Origin of the sequence: Sutcliffiella rhizosphaerae (assembly GCF_917563925.1) — a bacterium.
In the GTDB taxonomy this organism is placed as follows: Bacteria; Bacillota; Bacilli; order Bacillales; family Bacillaceae_I; genus Sutcliffiella_A; species Sutcliffiella_A rhizosphaerae.
Genome location: NZ_CAKJTJ010000029.1, coordinates 1 through 14,365, shown reverse-complemented (window position 1 = coordinate 14,365; position 14,365 = coordinate 1). Strand labels below are relative to the sequence as shown.

Below are 14,365 nucleotides of genomic sequence, written 5' to 3'. Positions count from 1 at the left end.
TTGCCCGATTTTTTGTTGTCTTTTAACTTATTAAGGTTAGCATAATTTCTCTTTCTTTTAAAGTACAGCCGCTCGACACTTATCCACAAAAATTTCCCGAACCATCCACTCGCTACTTATTATTCTAACTTATCCACATGTGAATAACAATAAACGCTGTTGTTCAATCACTTAAAATGAGCTTCTTTTACTAACAAAAAAGCTGCTTCAGAGGATAGCTCTGAAACAGCTTTTTATAATCGTTTAATTGTTACTTACTTTATTCTTTTTTATCGTAATTACAAGTGAACGGTTTGGCTCTTTGCCAACAGAATATGTTTCCACCTCAGGAAATGCCGAAATGATGGAGTGCATCACTTTGCGTTCAAAAGAAGGCATCGGTTCTAAATGGACATCCTGTTTCGTTCTTAATGCTTTTTCCGCCAGTCGTTCTGCCAGCTGCTCCAGAGTTTCTCTCCGCTTTTGGCGGTAGCCTTCTGCATCGATCACTACTGAAAGGTATTGGCTTGAGAAACGATTGGCTACAATTTGTGTCAAATATTGCAAGGAATTAAGAGTTTGTCCTCTTTTTCCAATTATTAAAGCCGTTTTTTCACCACTGATATTAATGGAGATGTTTCTTCCTTCCACCTTCACATCAAGTTCAGCAATAATGTTCATTTCAGTTAGAACTTTTTTCAGGAAATTCGTTGACTCTTCAACAGGGTCTTGCTTCAATTTGACAGTGACAACACTAGGTTTGGTGCCAAACAATCCAAAGAGACCTTTCTTGCCTTCCTCAACGATTGTAATTTCTGCACGGTCTTCAGTTGTATTAAGTTGAGCTAAAGCAGATTGGACAGCTTCCTCGACAGTTGGACCAGTTGCAGTTATTTCCTTCACTTTTTCGTTCCTCCTGCAGTTCCAGCAGCTGCTTCTTTTGCTTTACGCAACTCTGGTCCTTTAATAAAGTAAGTTTGTACAATCATAAAGATATTACCTACTACCCAGTACAATGAAAGAGCTGCCGGGAAATTAATAGCGAACACAACGATCATGATAGGCATAATCCAAAGCATCATGACCATTTGCGGGTTATTATCCATACCAGCCATCATGATTTTTTGCTGGATAAATGTTGTAATACCAGCAACAACAGGCAAGATATAATAAGGGTCCGGATTTCCTAAGTCAAACCATAAGAACGTGTGGTTTGCAATTTCAGTAGTACGTGTGATTGCATGGAAAAATCCAATCAAAATTGGCATTTGAACGATTAATGGAAAACACCCTGCAAGCGGGTTAACTCCATGCTTTTGGAACATAGCCATAGTTTCTTGTTGAAGTTTTTGTTGCGTCTTTTGATCTTTAGAACTATATTTTTCACGAAGTGCTTTCATCTCAGGTTGCAGTGCTTGCATCGCTTTAGCATTCTTCGTTTGTTTAATCATCAGTGGTAAAATAGCAAATCTTATTAGTAACGTTACAATAATGATAGATAATCCGTAGTCATTGTTAAGCAAAGTAGCAAAATAAGTAATTAACCAGGATAGCGGATAGACTACATATTCATTCCAGAAGCCTTGGCTATCTTTGGTGATCGGCTGATTTATTTCAGTACAGCCTGTTAGAAAGACTACAAGTCCAATTAGGGCTATCAGTAGCCATATTCGATTCTTCAACCTCTTTTTCCTCCTTTTTACACAAAAAAAATAATTCCTATTACATCCTATCACTTTTATCTAGCAAATAGAATATCTGTCACACTTCCAACACATTATTTTAGCTATTAAGGTTTAGAAAGTCCCGGAAGCTTTTTTATGACATGTTGCAGGCTGCTTTTTACTTCTTCCAGCGACATTTCTGCTGTCGGCTTTCGAGCAATTACAACTAAATCTATACCAACAGGCAATCTATCTTTTAACTCATGGATAGCTTCCCTGATAAGTCGTTTTATCCGATTTCTTGTAACAGCGTTTCCAATTTTTTTGCTTACAGATAGACCAACCCTAAATTCTGATTGCCCTTCTTGTTTGACCGCATAAATGACAAATTGGCGATTCGCCATTGATTTTCCTTTTTGAAACACATGTTGAAAATCTTTATTCTTTTTAATTCTTTGTTGTTTCCTCACCATGTGCCTCCTTTTGTCTTACACCCTCTAACGTTTTGCGTTCTTTTTACACCATTCTTTCTTAATTTATCAAAAAAAATAACAAAAAAGTTAGGCTAACGTAAAAAAGCGCATAACGCTCAGGGCTGGAGTTAGAACTTGTCCTACCTTCCAAAAAGACACTTTCTTAAATTAGTAAAAAAGACCACTGACATTCAGTGGCCTTATGCTGATAATACTTTTCTTCCTTTACGGCGACGACGTGCAAGAACTTTACGTCCGTTTGCAGAACTCATACGCTCACGGAAACCGTGTACTTTACTACGTTTGCGATTATTTGGTTGAAACGTTCTTTTCATTACTGTGACACCTCCCTGAGGAATAACTTCAATGTTTCGTGGAAAAACATCACTATATGATCGTAAGACATTTATAAGCTGTTTTTCAACACTTGTGGAAAGTCCTGCTTTCCTATAATAAAAATATTCTTTACAGACAGTCTTAATAATTATAGAGAATATACCATCGGAATGTCAACTTCCCATTTGTAAGTATAAGTGCCACAACATCACAAATCAACCTTTTCTTTTTAGATAGTAAAAACTGCTAGGAGTCGAGATCAGTACCACTGGCTTCTTTAATGGGTAATTCAGCAAATAGTTTCGTATTAAATTCATTTTCGCTTGAAAAAAATCAATATCGCTGATAATACTCATTTTTCACTGAATTTCTTAAATAAAAGCCTCATTTTCATATCAATGTCCCACACAGTACACCAAAAAATTTAAGTTGGCGAAAACTTGTCCATATTTCTCACCAACTTAAATTTTTTGGCTTGTATATCCAACATTAGTTCCCAACAAACACTTCTCCATCTGTCCCAAAGCTTCCGCAGGATCCAAAGGTATGTAGATATTTTAGCAATCATGTTTTTTAGAAAAAAATTCCGTTATGCATGAAACTTTTTTTGGGGCTGTGAATAACTTTTTTCGAGTAATTTCGTCATCCACAGCACTTATCGACAAGGTTTACACAGTATATAGTGTTGTGGACAACTTTTCTCCACAACTTGTTGTGATTGTGGATAATACGAAAAAGCAATTGCAACATAAGGGAATTTTTGATATTATATTTGTGTTTTCACTCTTTATAATTATTTATCAGAAAATAGTTTTCCACAGATTGTGGATAACGTGTGGATAGTTATCCAAAGGTGTGTGTAAGTATTTGTCCACAGGTGTGGTTTTTTGTCGAAAACTACTTTTCTACTATATTATATGTTTTACACAGTATATGGATGAATAAACATACAACAGGTGTTTTTCTAGCAGAGTGTTTGTAATACAAAACTTGTACAGATAAGCACTTTTTTTAATTCAAAAGTACAAGACGCATGCGTACTTATTATGTTATGAGGCTCAAAAAACACGGCTCATACTATAGTGGACGGAATCGATTAATGGAGTCCCGCAAGTAAAGCAAGTGTCAGCAACAAATAGCAGAGCAAGTTCCTTAAGAAGGGGGGATTCAAGGTGAAAAATATCTCAGATTTATGGACGAAAGCTTTAAGTCATATAGAGAAAAAAATAAGCAAACCTAGCTTTGAAACGTGGTTAAAGAGTACAAAAGCACATTCTTTGCAAGGTGATAATCTCGTTATTACCGCTCCGAATGATTTTGCACGGGACTGGTTAGAAAACAGATATTCCAATCTGATTAGAGAAACCATCTCAGACATAACTGGAGAAGAACTTTCTATAAAATTTATTATTCCCCAAAATCAACCGGAAGAAGAGATAGAGATCAAGTCTCCTCCAGCAAAAGCAAAAAAAGATGATGATCCGATTGATATACCACAAAATATGTTGAACCCAAAGTATACATTCGACACTTTTGTCATTGGATCTGGTAACAGGTTTGCTCATGCAGCTTCTTTGGCTGTGGCAGAAGCACCTGCAAAAGCATACAATCCCTTGTTCATATATGGGGGCGTTGGTCTTGGCAAAACCCACTTAATGCATGCTATCGGGCATTATGTAATTGAGCATAATCCTGCTGCAAAGGTGGTTTATTTGTCATCTGAAAAGTTTACAAATGAATTTATTAATTCTATCAGGGACAATAAAGCAGTCGATTTTCGCAATAAATATCGAAGTGTAGACGTCTTGCTTATTGATGATATTCAGTTTCTTGCTGGAAAAGAACAAACCCAGGAGGAATTTTTCCACACATTTAATACATTGCATGAAGAAAGTAAGCAGATCGTTATTTCCAGCGATCGTCCTCCAAAGGAGATCCCAACGCTTGAGGACCGCTTAAGATCAAGGTTTGAGTGGGGACTAATTACTGATATCACGCCGCCAGATTTAGAGACAAGAATAGCCATTTTACGCAAAAAGGCTAAGGCGGAAGGGCTAGATATTCCTAATGAAGTGATGCTTTATATTGCCAATCAAATTGACTCGAACATCCGTGAGTTGGAAGGGGCGTTAATTCGTGTTGTCGCTTATTCCTCTCTCATCAATAAAGATATCAATGCCGACCTGGCTGCAGAAGCTTTAAAAGATATCATTCCAAGCTCCAAACCAAGAATCGTTACCATACATGACATTCAGCGAACTGTTGGCGAAGAATATAATATAAAGTTAGAAGATTTTAAAGCAAAAAAGCGAACCAAATCGGTGGCGTTCCCTCGACAGATTGCCATGTACTTATCGAGAGAACTCACAGACTTTTCCCTACCTAAGATTGGGGAAGAGTTTGGTGGACGTGACCATACAACCGTTATTCATGCCCATGAAAAGATCTCAAATCTTATTAAGAATGACACATCCTTACAAAAGCAAATTAAATCTATTGCTGAAACATTAAAAAATTAATACTAGCATCTGGAAGTGGAAACTGTGCATAACTGTGCAAAGGATAAACACAGGTTATCAACATGTGGATATCTTCACCAGTAATAAATAAAGTGACTTATCCACAAATTCACAGGCCCTACTATTACTTCTACGATTTTTTATTATAAAAATAATATAAATAGACCTGCCCTTTAAGGAGGATGAAAATGAAATTTATTATCCAACGCGATAAGCTTGTCCAAAGTGTCCAAGACGTCTTAAAAGCTGTTTCTTCCAGAACAACGATCCCTATTTTGACAGGGATTAAAATCGTTGCAACCGAAGAAGGAGTTACATTAACCGGTAGTGATTCTGATATTTCCATCGAGTCGTTTATTCCATGCGAAGAAGAAGGAACGGAGAATGTGGAAGTCCAACGTGCTGGAAGTATCGTTTTACAAGCTAGATTTTTTAGTGAAATCATAAAGAAATTACCAATGGATACGGTTGAAATCGAGGTACAAAACCAACATGTAACAACGATCCGTTCTGGTAAATCTGAATTCAACTTAAATGGTCAGGATGCTTCAGAATATCCGCATTTGCAACAAATTGAAGAACAAAATGTATTTCGTATGCCAACAGACCTTCTAAAAAACATCATTAGACAAACAGTGTTTGCAGTGTCCACCTCAGAAACACGCCCTATCTTGACAGGTGTAAACTGGAAGGTGGAAAATCATGAGCTTTCCTGTACTGCAACAGATAGCCATCGCCTTGCTATGCGTAAAGCAAAGGTAGAAGCTGAAAATGAAATCTCCTGTAATGTTGTTATACCAGGGAAGAGTTTAAATGAATTAAATAAAATATTGGATGACACAAGTGAGCCGCTTGATATCGTTGTTACGGAAAATCAAGTATTATTTAAAGCGAAAAATATCCTGTTCTTCTCCAGATTGTTGGAAGGGAACTATCCGGATACATCAAGATTGATTCCATCTGAAAGTAAAACGGACATCACAGTCACAACAAAAGACTTCCTTCAAGCAATTGATCGTGCTTCCTTACTAGCAAGAGAGGGAAGAAACAATGTCGTAAAGCTTGCTACACTTGAAGCAGATACATTAGAGGTATCCTCCAATTCTCCTGAAGTTGGGAAAGTAGTTGAACAAGTACAAAGTAATTCCATAGCTGGAGAAGAATTGAAGATATCTTTTAGTGCAAAATATATGATGGATGCGTTAAAAGCCCTCGAAGGAAATGAAATCCAAATTAACTTCACTGGCGCCATGAGACCATTCGTCATTAAAACGTTGCATGATGATTCGATGATGCAATTAATCCTTCCAGTTAGAACCTATTAATAATTTGCATAAAAATATGACTACTGAGAAAGCTGCTAGCGGATAATACTAGTAGCTTTCTTTTCTATATGGAAAAGTTCTAGTACAATAAGAAGTAGACATAAAGGAATTCGTAAAAACGTAATGCTTTGTTAATGAACGGGTTGAACTTTTGTTCTGCGTAACAGAGCAATTTTATAAAACGAAAGTGAGCGCAAAAAAATGACGGAAGTACAAATTTCTACAGAGATAATTACGCTTGGGCAATTTTTAAAGCTGGCAGATGTCATCCAATCAGGTGGAATGGCCAAATGGTTTTTATCTGAATATGAAGTGAAAGTGAACGGAGAATTGGAAGACAGAAGAGGAAGAAAACTTAAAGTGGATGATGTTGTAGAAATAGACGGTCATGGAAGCTTTCTTGTTGTTTCCTGAAAAGTTGGTGAAACAGATTGTTTATTGAAGAGCTAACGCTTAAAAATTATCGGAATTATGAGAGCCTGCACACCGTTTTTGAAAACGGTGTGAATGTTATTTTAGGAGAAAATGCACAAGGTAAAACAAATGTGATGGAGTCTATCTATGTTTTGGCAATGGCAAAATCACACCGAACGTCCAATGATAAAGAACTTATCAGCTGGGATGAAGAGTATGGTAAAATAGAAGGTAGGATACATAAACGGAATGGACCACTACCTATGCAACTGGTCATCAGTAAAAAAGGGAAAAAGGCAAAAATTAATCATATAGAGCAGTCTAAATTAAGTCAGTATATCGGGAACATGAATATTGTAATGTTCGCACCAGAAGATCTAACCCTTGTAAAAGGTAGTCCGCAGGTTCGCAGGCGGTTTATTGATATGGAACTAGGTCAGGTGTCTCCTAGATACATGCACGATCTTTCGAGGTATCAAAAAGTATTACAACAGCGTAATCATTATTTAAAATTGCTGCAGACAAAAAAACAGAAAGATGAGACTATGCTTTTTGTCTTAACAGAACAATTAATTGAGCTAGCGGCAAGTGTTACCGAAAAGAGACAGGAATTTGTCGGGCTGCTACAAGGCTGGGCACAACCGATACATCATAGTATCAGCCGGGGTTTGGAAGAATTGTCCATAATATACAAACCATCTATTGATTATGTATCAGAAACATCAAACTTGTCGAAAATGATAGAAGCATATAACGAAAAGTTTGATAAAATAAAAGATAGAGAAATAGAAAGAGGCGTGACACTTTTTGGACCCCATCGTGATGATTTGCTCTTTCAAGTGAACGGAAAAGACGTTCAGACATTTGGATCACAAGGACAACAAAGGACGACTGCTCTTTCGCTAAAATTAGCAGAAATTGATTTAATACACTCAGAAGTGGGAGAATATCCGATCCTGCTTTTGGATGATGTGTTGTCTGAACTAGATGATTATCGGCAATCTCATTTGTTAAATACGATCCAAGGAAAGGTTCAAACATTTGTTACAACGACTAATGTGGATGGAATTGACCATGAAACATTAAAGCAGGCGGCAACATATGAAGTCGTTGCGGGTTCCATCAAGAGAAAAAGTTGAGGTGAAAAGTATGTACTTGCATATAGGGGAAGAAGTGATGGTTCGTGCTTCCAAGGTAGTTGCTATATTTGACCGGCGATTGCTCCAATCTGAATGGGAAAATACACTTCCATCAGCTGCCAAAAAATCTATTAAAAATATTAGTAAGCATGATGTGAAGTCAGTGGTGATTACAGATGAGGCCATTTACTTTTCCCCACTAGCCTCAACGACCTTGAAGAAAAGAATGGATGCTTCATTGACGGAATTAGTAAATTAGTAAAGGCTTTTTTTGAAAGTGACTACTCGATCTATTAAGCCGAGAAAAGCTTTTTTTAAGATACAGTCTGTTGAGTTGAAATAAAAAGTGAAGGTGATTGAAATGACGATGGACCAAAAAGAATTGCAAGAAAATAATTATGATGAGAGTAATATACAGGTACTTGAAGGACTCGAAGCGGTTCGTAAACGACCTGGTATGTATATCGGATCAACGAGTGGAAAGGGTCTGCACCATCTTGTCTGGGAAATAGTTGATAACAGTATAGACGAAGCTTTAGCTGGATATTGTTCAGAAATTAATGTCACCATTGAAAAAGACAATAGCATTACGGTAAAAGATAATGGACGTGGTATTCCTGTTGGAACACATGAAAAAATGGGCCGTCCAGCAGTTGAAGTTATTATGACTGTCTTGCACGCAGGCGGAAAGTTCGGCGGCGGAGGCTATAAAGTATCAGGAGGGCTGCATGGAGTAGGAGCTTCTGTTGTTAATGCCCTTTCTTCGGAGCTTGAAGTTTTTGTTCATCGTGAAGGTAAAATTCATTATCAAAAATTCAATAAAGGTGTACCCAATGCCGATTTAAAAGTAATCGGGGAGACGGATATCACAGGTACGATTACTCATTTCACACCTGACATCGAAATTTTTACAGAAACGCAAGTGTATGAATATGATATATTGGCGCACCGTTTAAGAGAATTAGCTTTCCTTAACAAAGGAATCCGCATCACTATTGAGGACAAGCGCGAAGAAACGCCGAAGAAAAATGAATATTACTATGAGGGCGGAATTGCTTCCTATGTGGAGCATTTGAACCGTACGAAAGAAGTTATTCATGAAGAAGTAGTGTTTGTAGAAGGGGAAAAAGATAATATCTCCATCGAAGTAGCGTTGCAATATAATGACAGCTATACTAGCAACCTTTATTCTTTCGCCAATAACATTAACACATATGAAGGTGGTACCCACGAGTCTGGATTTAAAACTGCCTTAACGAGAGTTATCAATGATTATGCACGGAAGAACAATATTTTTAAAGATGCTGATAGTAATCTAACAGGTGAAGATGTTCGTGAAGGTTTGACAGCGATCGTATCTATTAAACACCCAGATCCTCAATTTGAAGGACAAACGAAAACAAAGCTTGGTAATAGTGAAGCTAGAACAGTTACGGACTCTGTTTTCACTGAAAAGTTTGAAGGGTTTTTACTAGAGAATCCATCGGCTGCAAGAAAAATCGTCGAAAAAGGTTTGATGGCTTCCCGTGCTCGCATGGCGGCAAAGAAAGCTAGAGAATTGACTAGAAGAAAAAGTGCACTTGAAATATCTAGTCTTCCAGGTAAATTGGCAGACTGTTCGTCAAAAGATCCATCCATAAGCGAATTGTATATCGTAGAGGGTGACTCTGCTGGTGGATCTGCGAAACAAGGAAGAGATCGCCACTTCCAAGCAATCTTGCCTTTACGTGGAAAAATTATTAACGTAGAAAAAGCACGATTGGACAAGATCCTTTCTAATAATGAGGTTCGTGCTATCATCACAGCTCTTGGCACAGGAATTGGTGAAGACTTTGATATTTCGAGAGCACGTTATCACAAAATCGTCATTATGACAGATGCCGATGTAGATGGTGCGCATATCAGAACATTATTATTAACGTTCTTCTATCGCTACATGCGTCAAATAATTGAACATGGCTATATCTATATTGCCCAGCCACCACTTTACAAAATTCAGCAGGGCAAGAAAATTGAATATGCATACAATGACCGTCAATTAGAAGAAGTACTTGCGACGATGTCTGATCAGCCAAAAGCCGGTATCCAACGTTACAAAGGATTAGGAGAGATGAATCCTGAACAGCTTTGGGAAACGACGATGGATCCTGTATCGAGAACGTTATTACAAGTAAGCCTTCAAGACGCTATTGAAGCAGATGAAACATTCGAAATCCTTATGGGAGATAAAGTAGAGCCAAGAAGAAACTTTATCCAAGACAATGCCCGTTATGTGAAAAATTTAGATATTTAATATTTTTGAATACGGAACAATGCGGGATAGTCCACTACTATCCTGCTATTTACATAGAGTAGAGCGAAAGCGAAATCAATCATTGAATTGATCATTCGCAAGGAGGTTCGTAATATGTCTGAGAATTCCTCTCAAGTCAAAGAAATCAATATTAGTCAGGAAATGAAAACCTCATTCCTAGACTACGCTATGAGTGTTATCGTTTCCCGTGCACTTCCAGATGTGCGTGATGGGTTAAAACCAGTTCACCGCCGTATTTTATATGCGATGAATGATCTTGGTATGACAGCAGATAAAGCCTATAAAAAATCTGCACGTATCGTTGGGGAAGTAATAGGAAAATACCATCCACATGGTGATTCTGCCGTTTACGATACGATGGTACGTATGGCACAGAATTTCAACTTCCGTTATATGTTAATTGATGGTCACGGAAACTTTGGATCTGTCGATGGGGACGCTGCAGCAGCGATGCGTTACACAGAGGCAAGAATGTCGAAAATTTCAATGGAAATCTTACGTGATATCAATAAAGATACCATTGACTACCAAGATAACTATGATGGTTCCGAAAGAGAGCCTATTGTCCTTCCTGCTCGTTTTCCAAACTTACTAGTAAACGGAGCTTCCGGGATTGCAGTAGGGATGGCGACTAATATTCCGCCTCATCAATTAGGTGAAATTATTGATGGAGTCCTTGCGGTGAGTCAAGATCCAGATATTACGATCCAGGAATTAATGGAAATCATTCCTGGTCCAGATTTTCCTACTGCCGGTCAAATCTTAGGAAGAAGTGGAATTAGAAGAGCATATGAAACTGGTCGTGGCTCAATAACTATTCGTGCGAAAGTAGAAATAGAAACAAAGCCAAACGGCAGAGAAGTAATCCTTGTTCATGAACTTCCTTACCAGGTTAACAAAGCGAAGTTGATTGAAAAAATTGCTGATCTTGTCCGTGACAAAAAATTAGATGGCATCTCCGACTTACGTGATGAATCTGATCGTAACGGAATGCGTATTGTGATAGAAGTTAAAAGGGATGCCAATGCGAATGTATTGTTAAATAATTTATATAAGCAGACGTCCTTACAAACAAGCTTCGGTATCAACATGCTTGCCCTTGTAAATGGGGAACCGAAAGTCTTGAACCTAAAACAGTGCCTGTACTACTATCTAGAGCATCAAAAAGTAGTCATCAAGCGAAGAACTGCTTTTGAGCTTAGAAAAGCAGAAGCAAGAGCACATATTTTAGAAGGCTTGAGAATTGCACTTGACCACCTAGATGCAGTTATTACATTAATCCGTAACTCACAAACTGCTGATATCGCAAGAGAAGGATTAATGACGGAGTTCTCATTAACTGAAAAACAAGCACAAGCAATTTTAGATATGCGTTTGCAACGTCTAACTGGTTTAGAACGTGAAAAAATTGAAGAAGAATACCAAAACCTTATGACACTGATTGCAGAACTTAAAGCAATTCTTGCAGATGAAGAAAAAGTGTTGGAAATTATTCGCGAAGAACTTACAGAGGTAAAAGAGCGTTTCAATGACACACGTCGTACGGAGATTGTCGTTGGAGGACTTGAGAATATTGAGGATGAGGATCTAATTCCCCGTCAAAATATCGTTATTACCCTTACACATAACGGCTATGTGAAACGACTGCCAATATCTACCTACCGCAGCCAAAGAAGAGGAGGCCGTGGTGTACAAGGAATGGGTACCAATGAAAATGACTTTGTTGAACATTTATTAACGACATCTACACACGATACCATTTTATTCTTCACTAATAAAGGAAAAGTATACCGCATAAAAGGCTATGAAATTCCAGAGTTTAGCCGTACCGCAAAAGGTATTCCGATTATTAACCTTCTAGAAGTGGAAAAAGGAGAATGGGTAAATGCCATTATTCCAGTGGAAGACTTTGTAGATGATTGGTACCTATTCTTCACTACTAAACACGGTATTTCCAAGCGCTCTCCATTATCTCAATTTGCAAACATCCGAAAAGGTGGCTTGATCGCCCTCGGATTACGTGATAATGATGAACTGATATCTGTTAAAATGACAGATGGAACGAAAGAAATGATTATTGGTACTAAAAATGGAATGCTTATTCGCTTCCACGAAACGGATGTTCGTTCCATGGGTAGAACGGCAACAGGAGTAAAGGGAATAAGCATCTCTGAAAACGATGAAGTAATCGGAATGGAACTACTTGATGAAGGTCTAGATGTTCTCGTTGTTACGAAAAACGGTTATGGTAAACGTACACCAGCAGAAGAATATCGTATCCAAAGTCGTGGCGGAAAAGGTATAAAGACCTGCAATATAACCGAACGTAACGGGGAATTAGTTGCGGTTAAAACCGTCTCAACGGAAGAAGATCTGATGCTGATTACAGCTAGTGGAGTCCTTATTCGTATGTCTGTGGACGGTATATCCCAAATGGGACGTAACACACAAGGAGTAAAGCTGATACGTCTGGATGAAAGCGAATTTGTCACAACGGTCGCACGTGTTGATAAAGAAGAAGAGTCAGAAGATGGGTCAGAAGACATAGGAAATGAAGAAGGAATTTCTACCGACCAGGTCGAAGAATAACTAGTATTAGAATTAACTCTAAAAAGGGGAGCACTTACATTGTGTTCCTCTTTGTTTATAGGGAGAGAGGTACGTTCATGTTAGTAAGAACAGATCAGTTGGTAGAAGGATGTATTCTGGCACAGGAAGTAAAGGCTATTAGCACAAAACCTATCATGACCAAAAGAACAGTCCTAACCAACCATCACATCGAAATTCTGGAATCCTTCCTTATCGAAAAAGTAGAAATAGAAGCATTTCTATCAAATGGGCAACCTTTTAACCCACATCTTTTATCCATGTTAGAAAACAAGCCACCGAAAGAAGAATCTTTCTTACAAATGTATTTTAAAGCAACGCAAGCTTACAAAAAGATGTTTGAAGGTTGGGAATCAGGTACGCCAATAGATTATGCTTCCGTAAGAAAAACCATTATTCCGTTAATTGAAAAATCTTTACAGTATCAAAATGAAGTTTTCACAGTCTATCATTATAGTAATGAAGAAGATTATATCTATCATCATTCAGTGGCAGTAGCCTTAATTGCTGCAGCAATAGGAAATGTTCTTGGAAATAGTAAAAAAGATATTATACAAGTCGGTATTGCTGGGTTTCTTATGGACTGCGGGATGTCCAAAATTGATCCGAAAATCCTTAAAAATGTAGCAGTGCTAAAAAAAGAAGAATTTGCTCAAATTAAGGAACATCCAATTTTCAGTTATCAAATGGTCAGTAAGCAGCCTGTCATTCAAGATGAAATAAAACTTGCAGTGTTGCAGCATCACGAACGCTATGATAAAAGCGGGTATCCTTTCGGTCTATCGGAAGAAAAAATTCATTCATATACGAAAATACTTTCAGTAGCGGATGTATTTCACGCTATGACCTCTCCTAGAAAATATCGTAGTAAACAGTCTCCATTTAAAGTGGTAGAACAGCTGAAGCAGGAAACATTCGGAAAATATGATTTAGCGATTGTCAAAGCGTTAATTGAAAATGTCTGTAACTTTAGTGTCGGGGATAAAATTTTGCTATCAAACGATAAAGCGGCAGAAGTTGTTTTCACGGATTCAACCTTCCCGTCACGACCAATGGTAAGAGAAGAAGAGACTGGTAAGTTTATTAGCTTAAGCCATGAGCTTGATATTTTTATAGAAGAAGTAATACGTTGATTATTTCGTTTTATACTTATAGAAAGATGTGAAAGAAGGCGGATAAACAAAGGATTCGTCTTCTTTTCTTTTTGGCTTTTTTTCATAAACTTTGTTGCTTTTGCAAACATTATCAAAAATCTGTATTGCGCCGGGAAGTGGGGGCAAGGAGCTTTTCTAAAAATATATTAAAAAAGTAATTGCATCCGGATTACCCACATGCTATAATCAATCAAGTCAGCCGCAACAAGTTGTCACTTCACTTTTCAGTTTTAAAAAACACAGAAAAAAAGAGTTGACGAGAAAGCTGATAAATGATATATTAGTGAAGTCGCTTTAAAAACGACAAACTAAAAAAGTGTTCTTTGAAAACTAAACAAAACAACAGCGTCCACGTTAACTTTTAATAGTTAACATGAACGAAATTAAGTAACAAGCTAGCAAGATTTTTGAGCAACAGCTCAAACTCTTTATTGGAGAGTT

The 14,365-nt window shown here is 37.6% G+C and carries 12 protein-coding genes; 8 read left to right on the top strand and 4 right to left on the bottom strand.

Annotated elements, in window-relative coordinates; translation table 11 throughout:
• Positions 1 to 243: 243 nt before the first annotated feature.
• The 4 genes from jag to rpmH all read right to left on the bottom strand — a co-directional run bounded on the left by jag (position 244) and on the right by rpmH (position 2,451).
• A complete protein-coding gene (gene jag / locus LRP81_RS18285; protein WP_230503819.1) occupies positions 244 to 882 on the bottom strand; it encodes an RNA-binding cell elongation regulator Jag/EloR in 639 nt (212 codons plus the stop codon).
• Positions 879 to 1,661, bottom strand: a complete 783-nt coding sequence (gene spoIIIJ, locus LRP81_RS18280) for a YidC family membrane integrase SpoIIIJ (protein ID WP_230503817.1) — start codon at positions 1,659 to 1,661, stop codon at positions 879 to 881. The genes jag and spoIIIJ overlap by 4 nt, the downstream gene beginning before the upstream one ends.
• 107 nt (positions 1,662 to 1,768) lie before the next feature.
• Positions 1,769 to 2,113 carry a ribonuclease P protein component gene (gene rnpA / locus LRP81_RS18275; RefSeq protein ID WP_230503815.1) on the bottom strand — a complete coding sequence of 115 codons (345 nt, stop codon included), beginning with the start codon at positions 2,111 to 2,113 and terminating at the stop codon, positions 1,769 to 1,771.
• A 203-nt stretch (positions 2,114 to 2,316) separates the two neighbouring features.
• Positions 2,317 to 2,451, bottom strand: a complete 135-nt coding sequence (gene rpmH, locus LRP81_RS18270) for a 50S ribosomal protein L34 (RefSeq protein ID WP_010197888.1) — start codon at positions 2,449 to 2,451, stop codon at positions 2,317 to 2,319.
• Positions 2,452 to 3,624: 1,173 nt separating this feature from the next.
• Between rpmH and dnaA the strand changes: the two genes are divergently transcribed.
• The 8 genes from dnaA to LRP81_RS18230 all read left to right on the top strand — a co-directional run bounded on the left by dnaA (position 3,625) and on the right by LRP81_RS18230 (position 13,903).
• Positions 3,625 to 4,971, top strand: coding sequence for a chromosomal replication initiator protein DnaA (gene dnaA, locus LRP81_RS18265; RefSeq protein WP_230503812.1), 1,347 nt, complete (start codon positions 3,625 to 3,627; stop codon positions 4,969 to 4,971).
• 188 nt (positions 4,972 to 5,159) lie between these two features.
• Positions 5,160 to 6,296: a DNA polymerase III subunit beta gene (gene dnaN, locus LRP81_RS18260; RefSeq protein ID WP_230503810.1), complete on the top strand. Its 1,137-nt coding sequence runs from the start codon at positions 5,160 to 5,162 to the stop codon at positions 6,294 to 6,296.
• A gap of 201 nt (positions 6,297 to 6,497) precedes the next feature.
• Entirely contained in the window at positions 6,498 to 6,710 is a 213-nt protein-coding gene (yaaA, locus tag LRP81_RS18255; RefSeq protein ID WP_230503808.1) for a S4 domain-containing protein YaaA, read from the top strand.
• 17 nt (positions 6,711 to 6,727) lie between these two features.
• Positions 6,728 to 7,849: a DNA replication/repair protein RecF gene (gene recF / locus LRP81_RS18250; protein ID WP_230503806.1), complete on the top strand. Its 1,122-nt coding sequence runs from the start codon at positions 6,728 to 6,730 to the stop codon at positions 7,847 to 7,849.
• Complete coding sequence (gene remB, locus LRP81_RS18245; RefSeq protein ID WP_230503804.1) at positions 7,812 to 8,108, top strand: extracellular matrix regulator RemB; 297 nt, start codon at positions 7,812 to 7,814, stop codon at positions 8,106 to 8,108. The genes recF and remB overlap by 38 nt, the downstream gene beginning before the upstream one ends.
• A 108-nt stretch (positions 8,109 to 8,216) precedes the next feature.
• A complete protein-coding gene (gene gyrB, locus LRP81_RS18240; RefSeq protein ID WP_230503885.1) occupies positions 8,217 to 10,142 on the top strand; it encodes a DNA topoisomerase (ATP-hydrolyzing) subunit B in 1,926 nt (641 codons plus the stop codon).
• A gap of 114 nt (positions 10,143 to 10,256) precedes the next feature.
• A complete protein-coding gene (gene gyrA, locus LRP81_RS18235; RefSeq protein WP_230503802.1) occupies positions 10,257 to 12,752 on the top strand; it encodes a DNA gyrase subunit A in 2,496 nt (831 codons plus the stop codon).
• Between the two features lie 77 nt (positions 12,753 to 12,829).
• A complete protein-coding gene (locus tag LRP81_RS18230) occupies positions 12,830 to 13,903 on the top strand; it encodes an HD-GYP domain-containing protein (RefSeq protein ID WP_230503800.1) in 1,074 nt (357 codons plus the stop codon).
• The last annotated feature ends 462 nt before the right edge of the window (positions 13,904 to 14,365 follow it).

Coding starts and splice junctions, on each gene's coding strand:
- gyrB (WP_230503885.1), top strand. CDS start 8,217: ATGGACCAAAAAGAATTGCAAGAAAATAATTATGATGAGAGTAATATA.
- gyrA (WP_230503802.1), top strand. CDS start 10,257: ATGTCTGAGAATTCCTCTCAAGTCAAAGAAATCAATATTAGTCAGGAA.
- remB (WP_230503804.1), top strand. CDS start 7,812: ATGAAGTCGTTGCGGGTTCCATCAAGAGAAAAAGTTGAGGTGAAAAGT.
- dnaN (WP_230503810.1), top strand. CDS start 5,160: ATGAAATTTATTATCCAACGCGATAAGCTTGTCCAAAGTGTCCAAGAC.
- rpmH (WP_010197888.1), bottom strand. CDS start 2,451: ATGAAAAGAACGTTTCAACCAAATAATCGCAAACGTAGTAAAGTACAC.
- LRP81_RS18230 (WP_230503800.1), top strand. CDS start 12,830: ATGTTAGTAAGAACAGATCAGTTGGTAGAAGGATGTATTCTGGCACAG.
- yaaA (WP_230503808.1), top strand. CDS start 6,498: ATGACGGAAGTACAAATTTCTACAGAGATAATTACGCTTGGGCAATTT.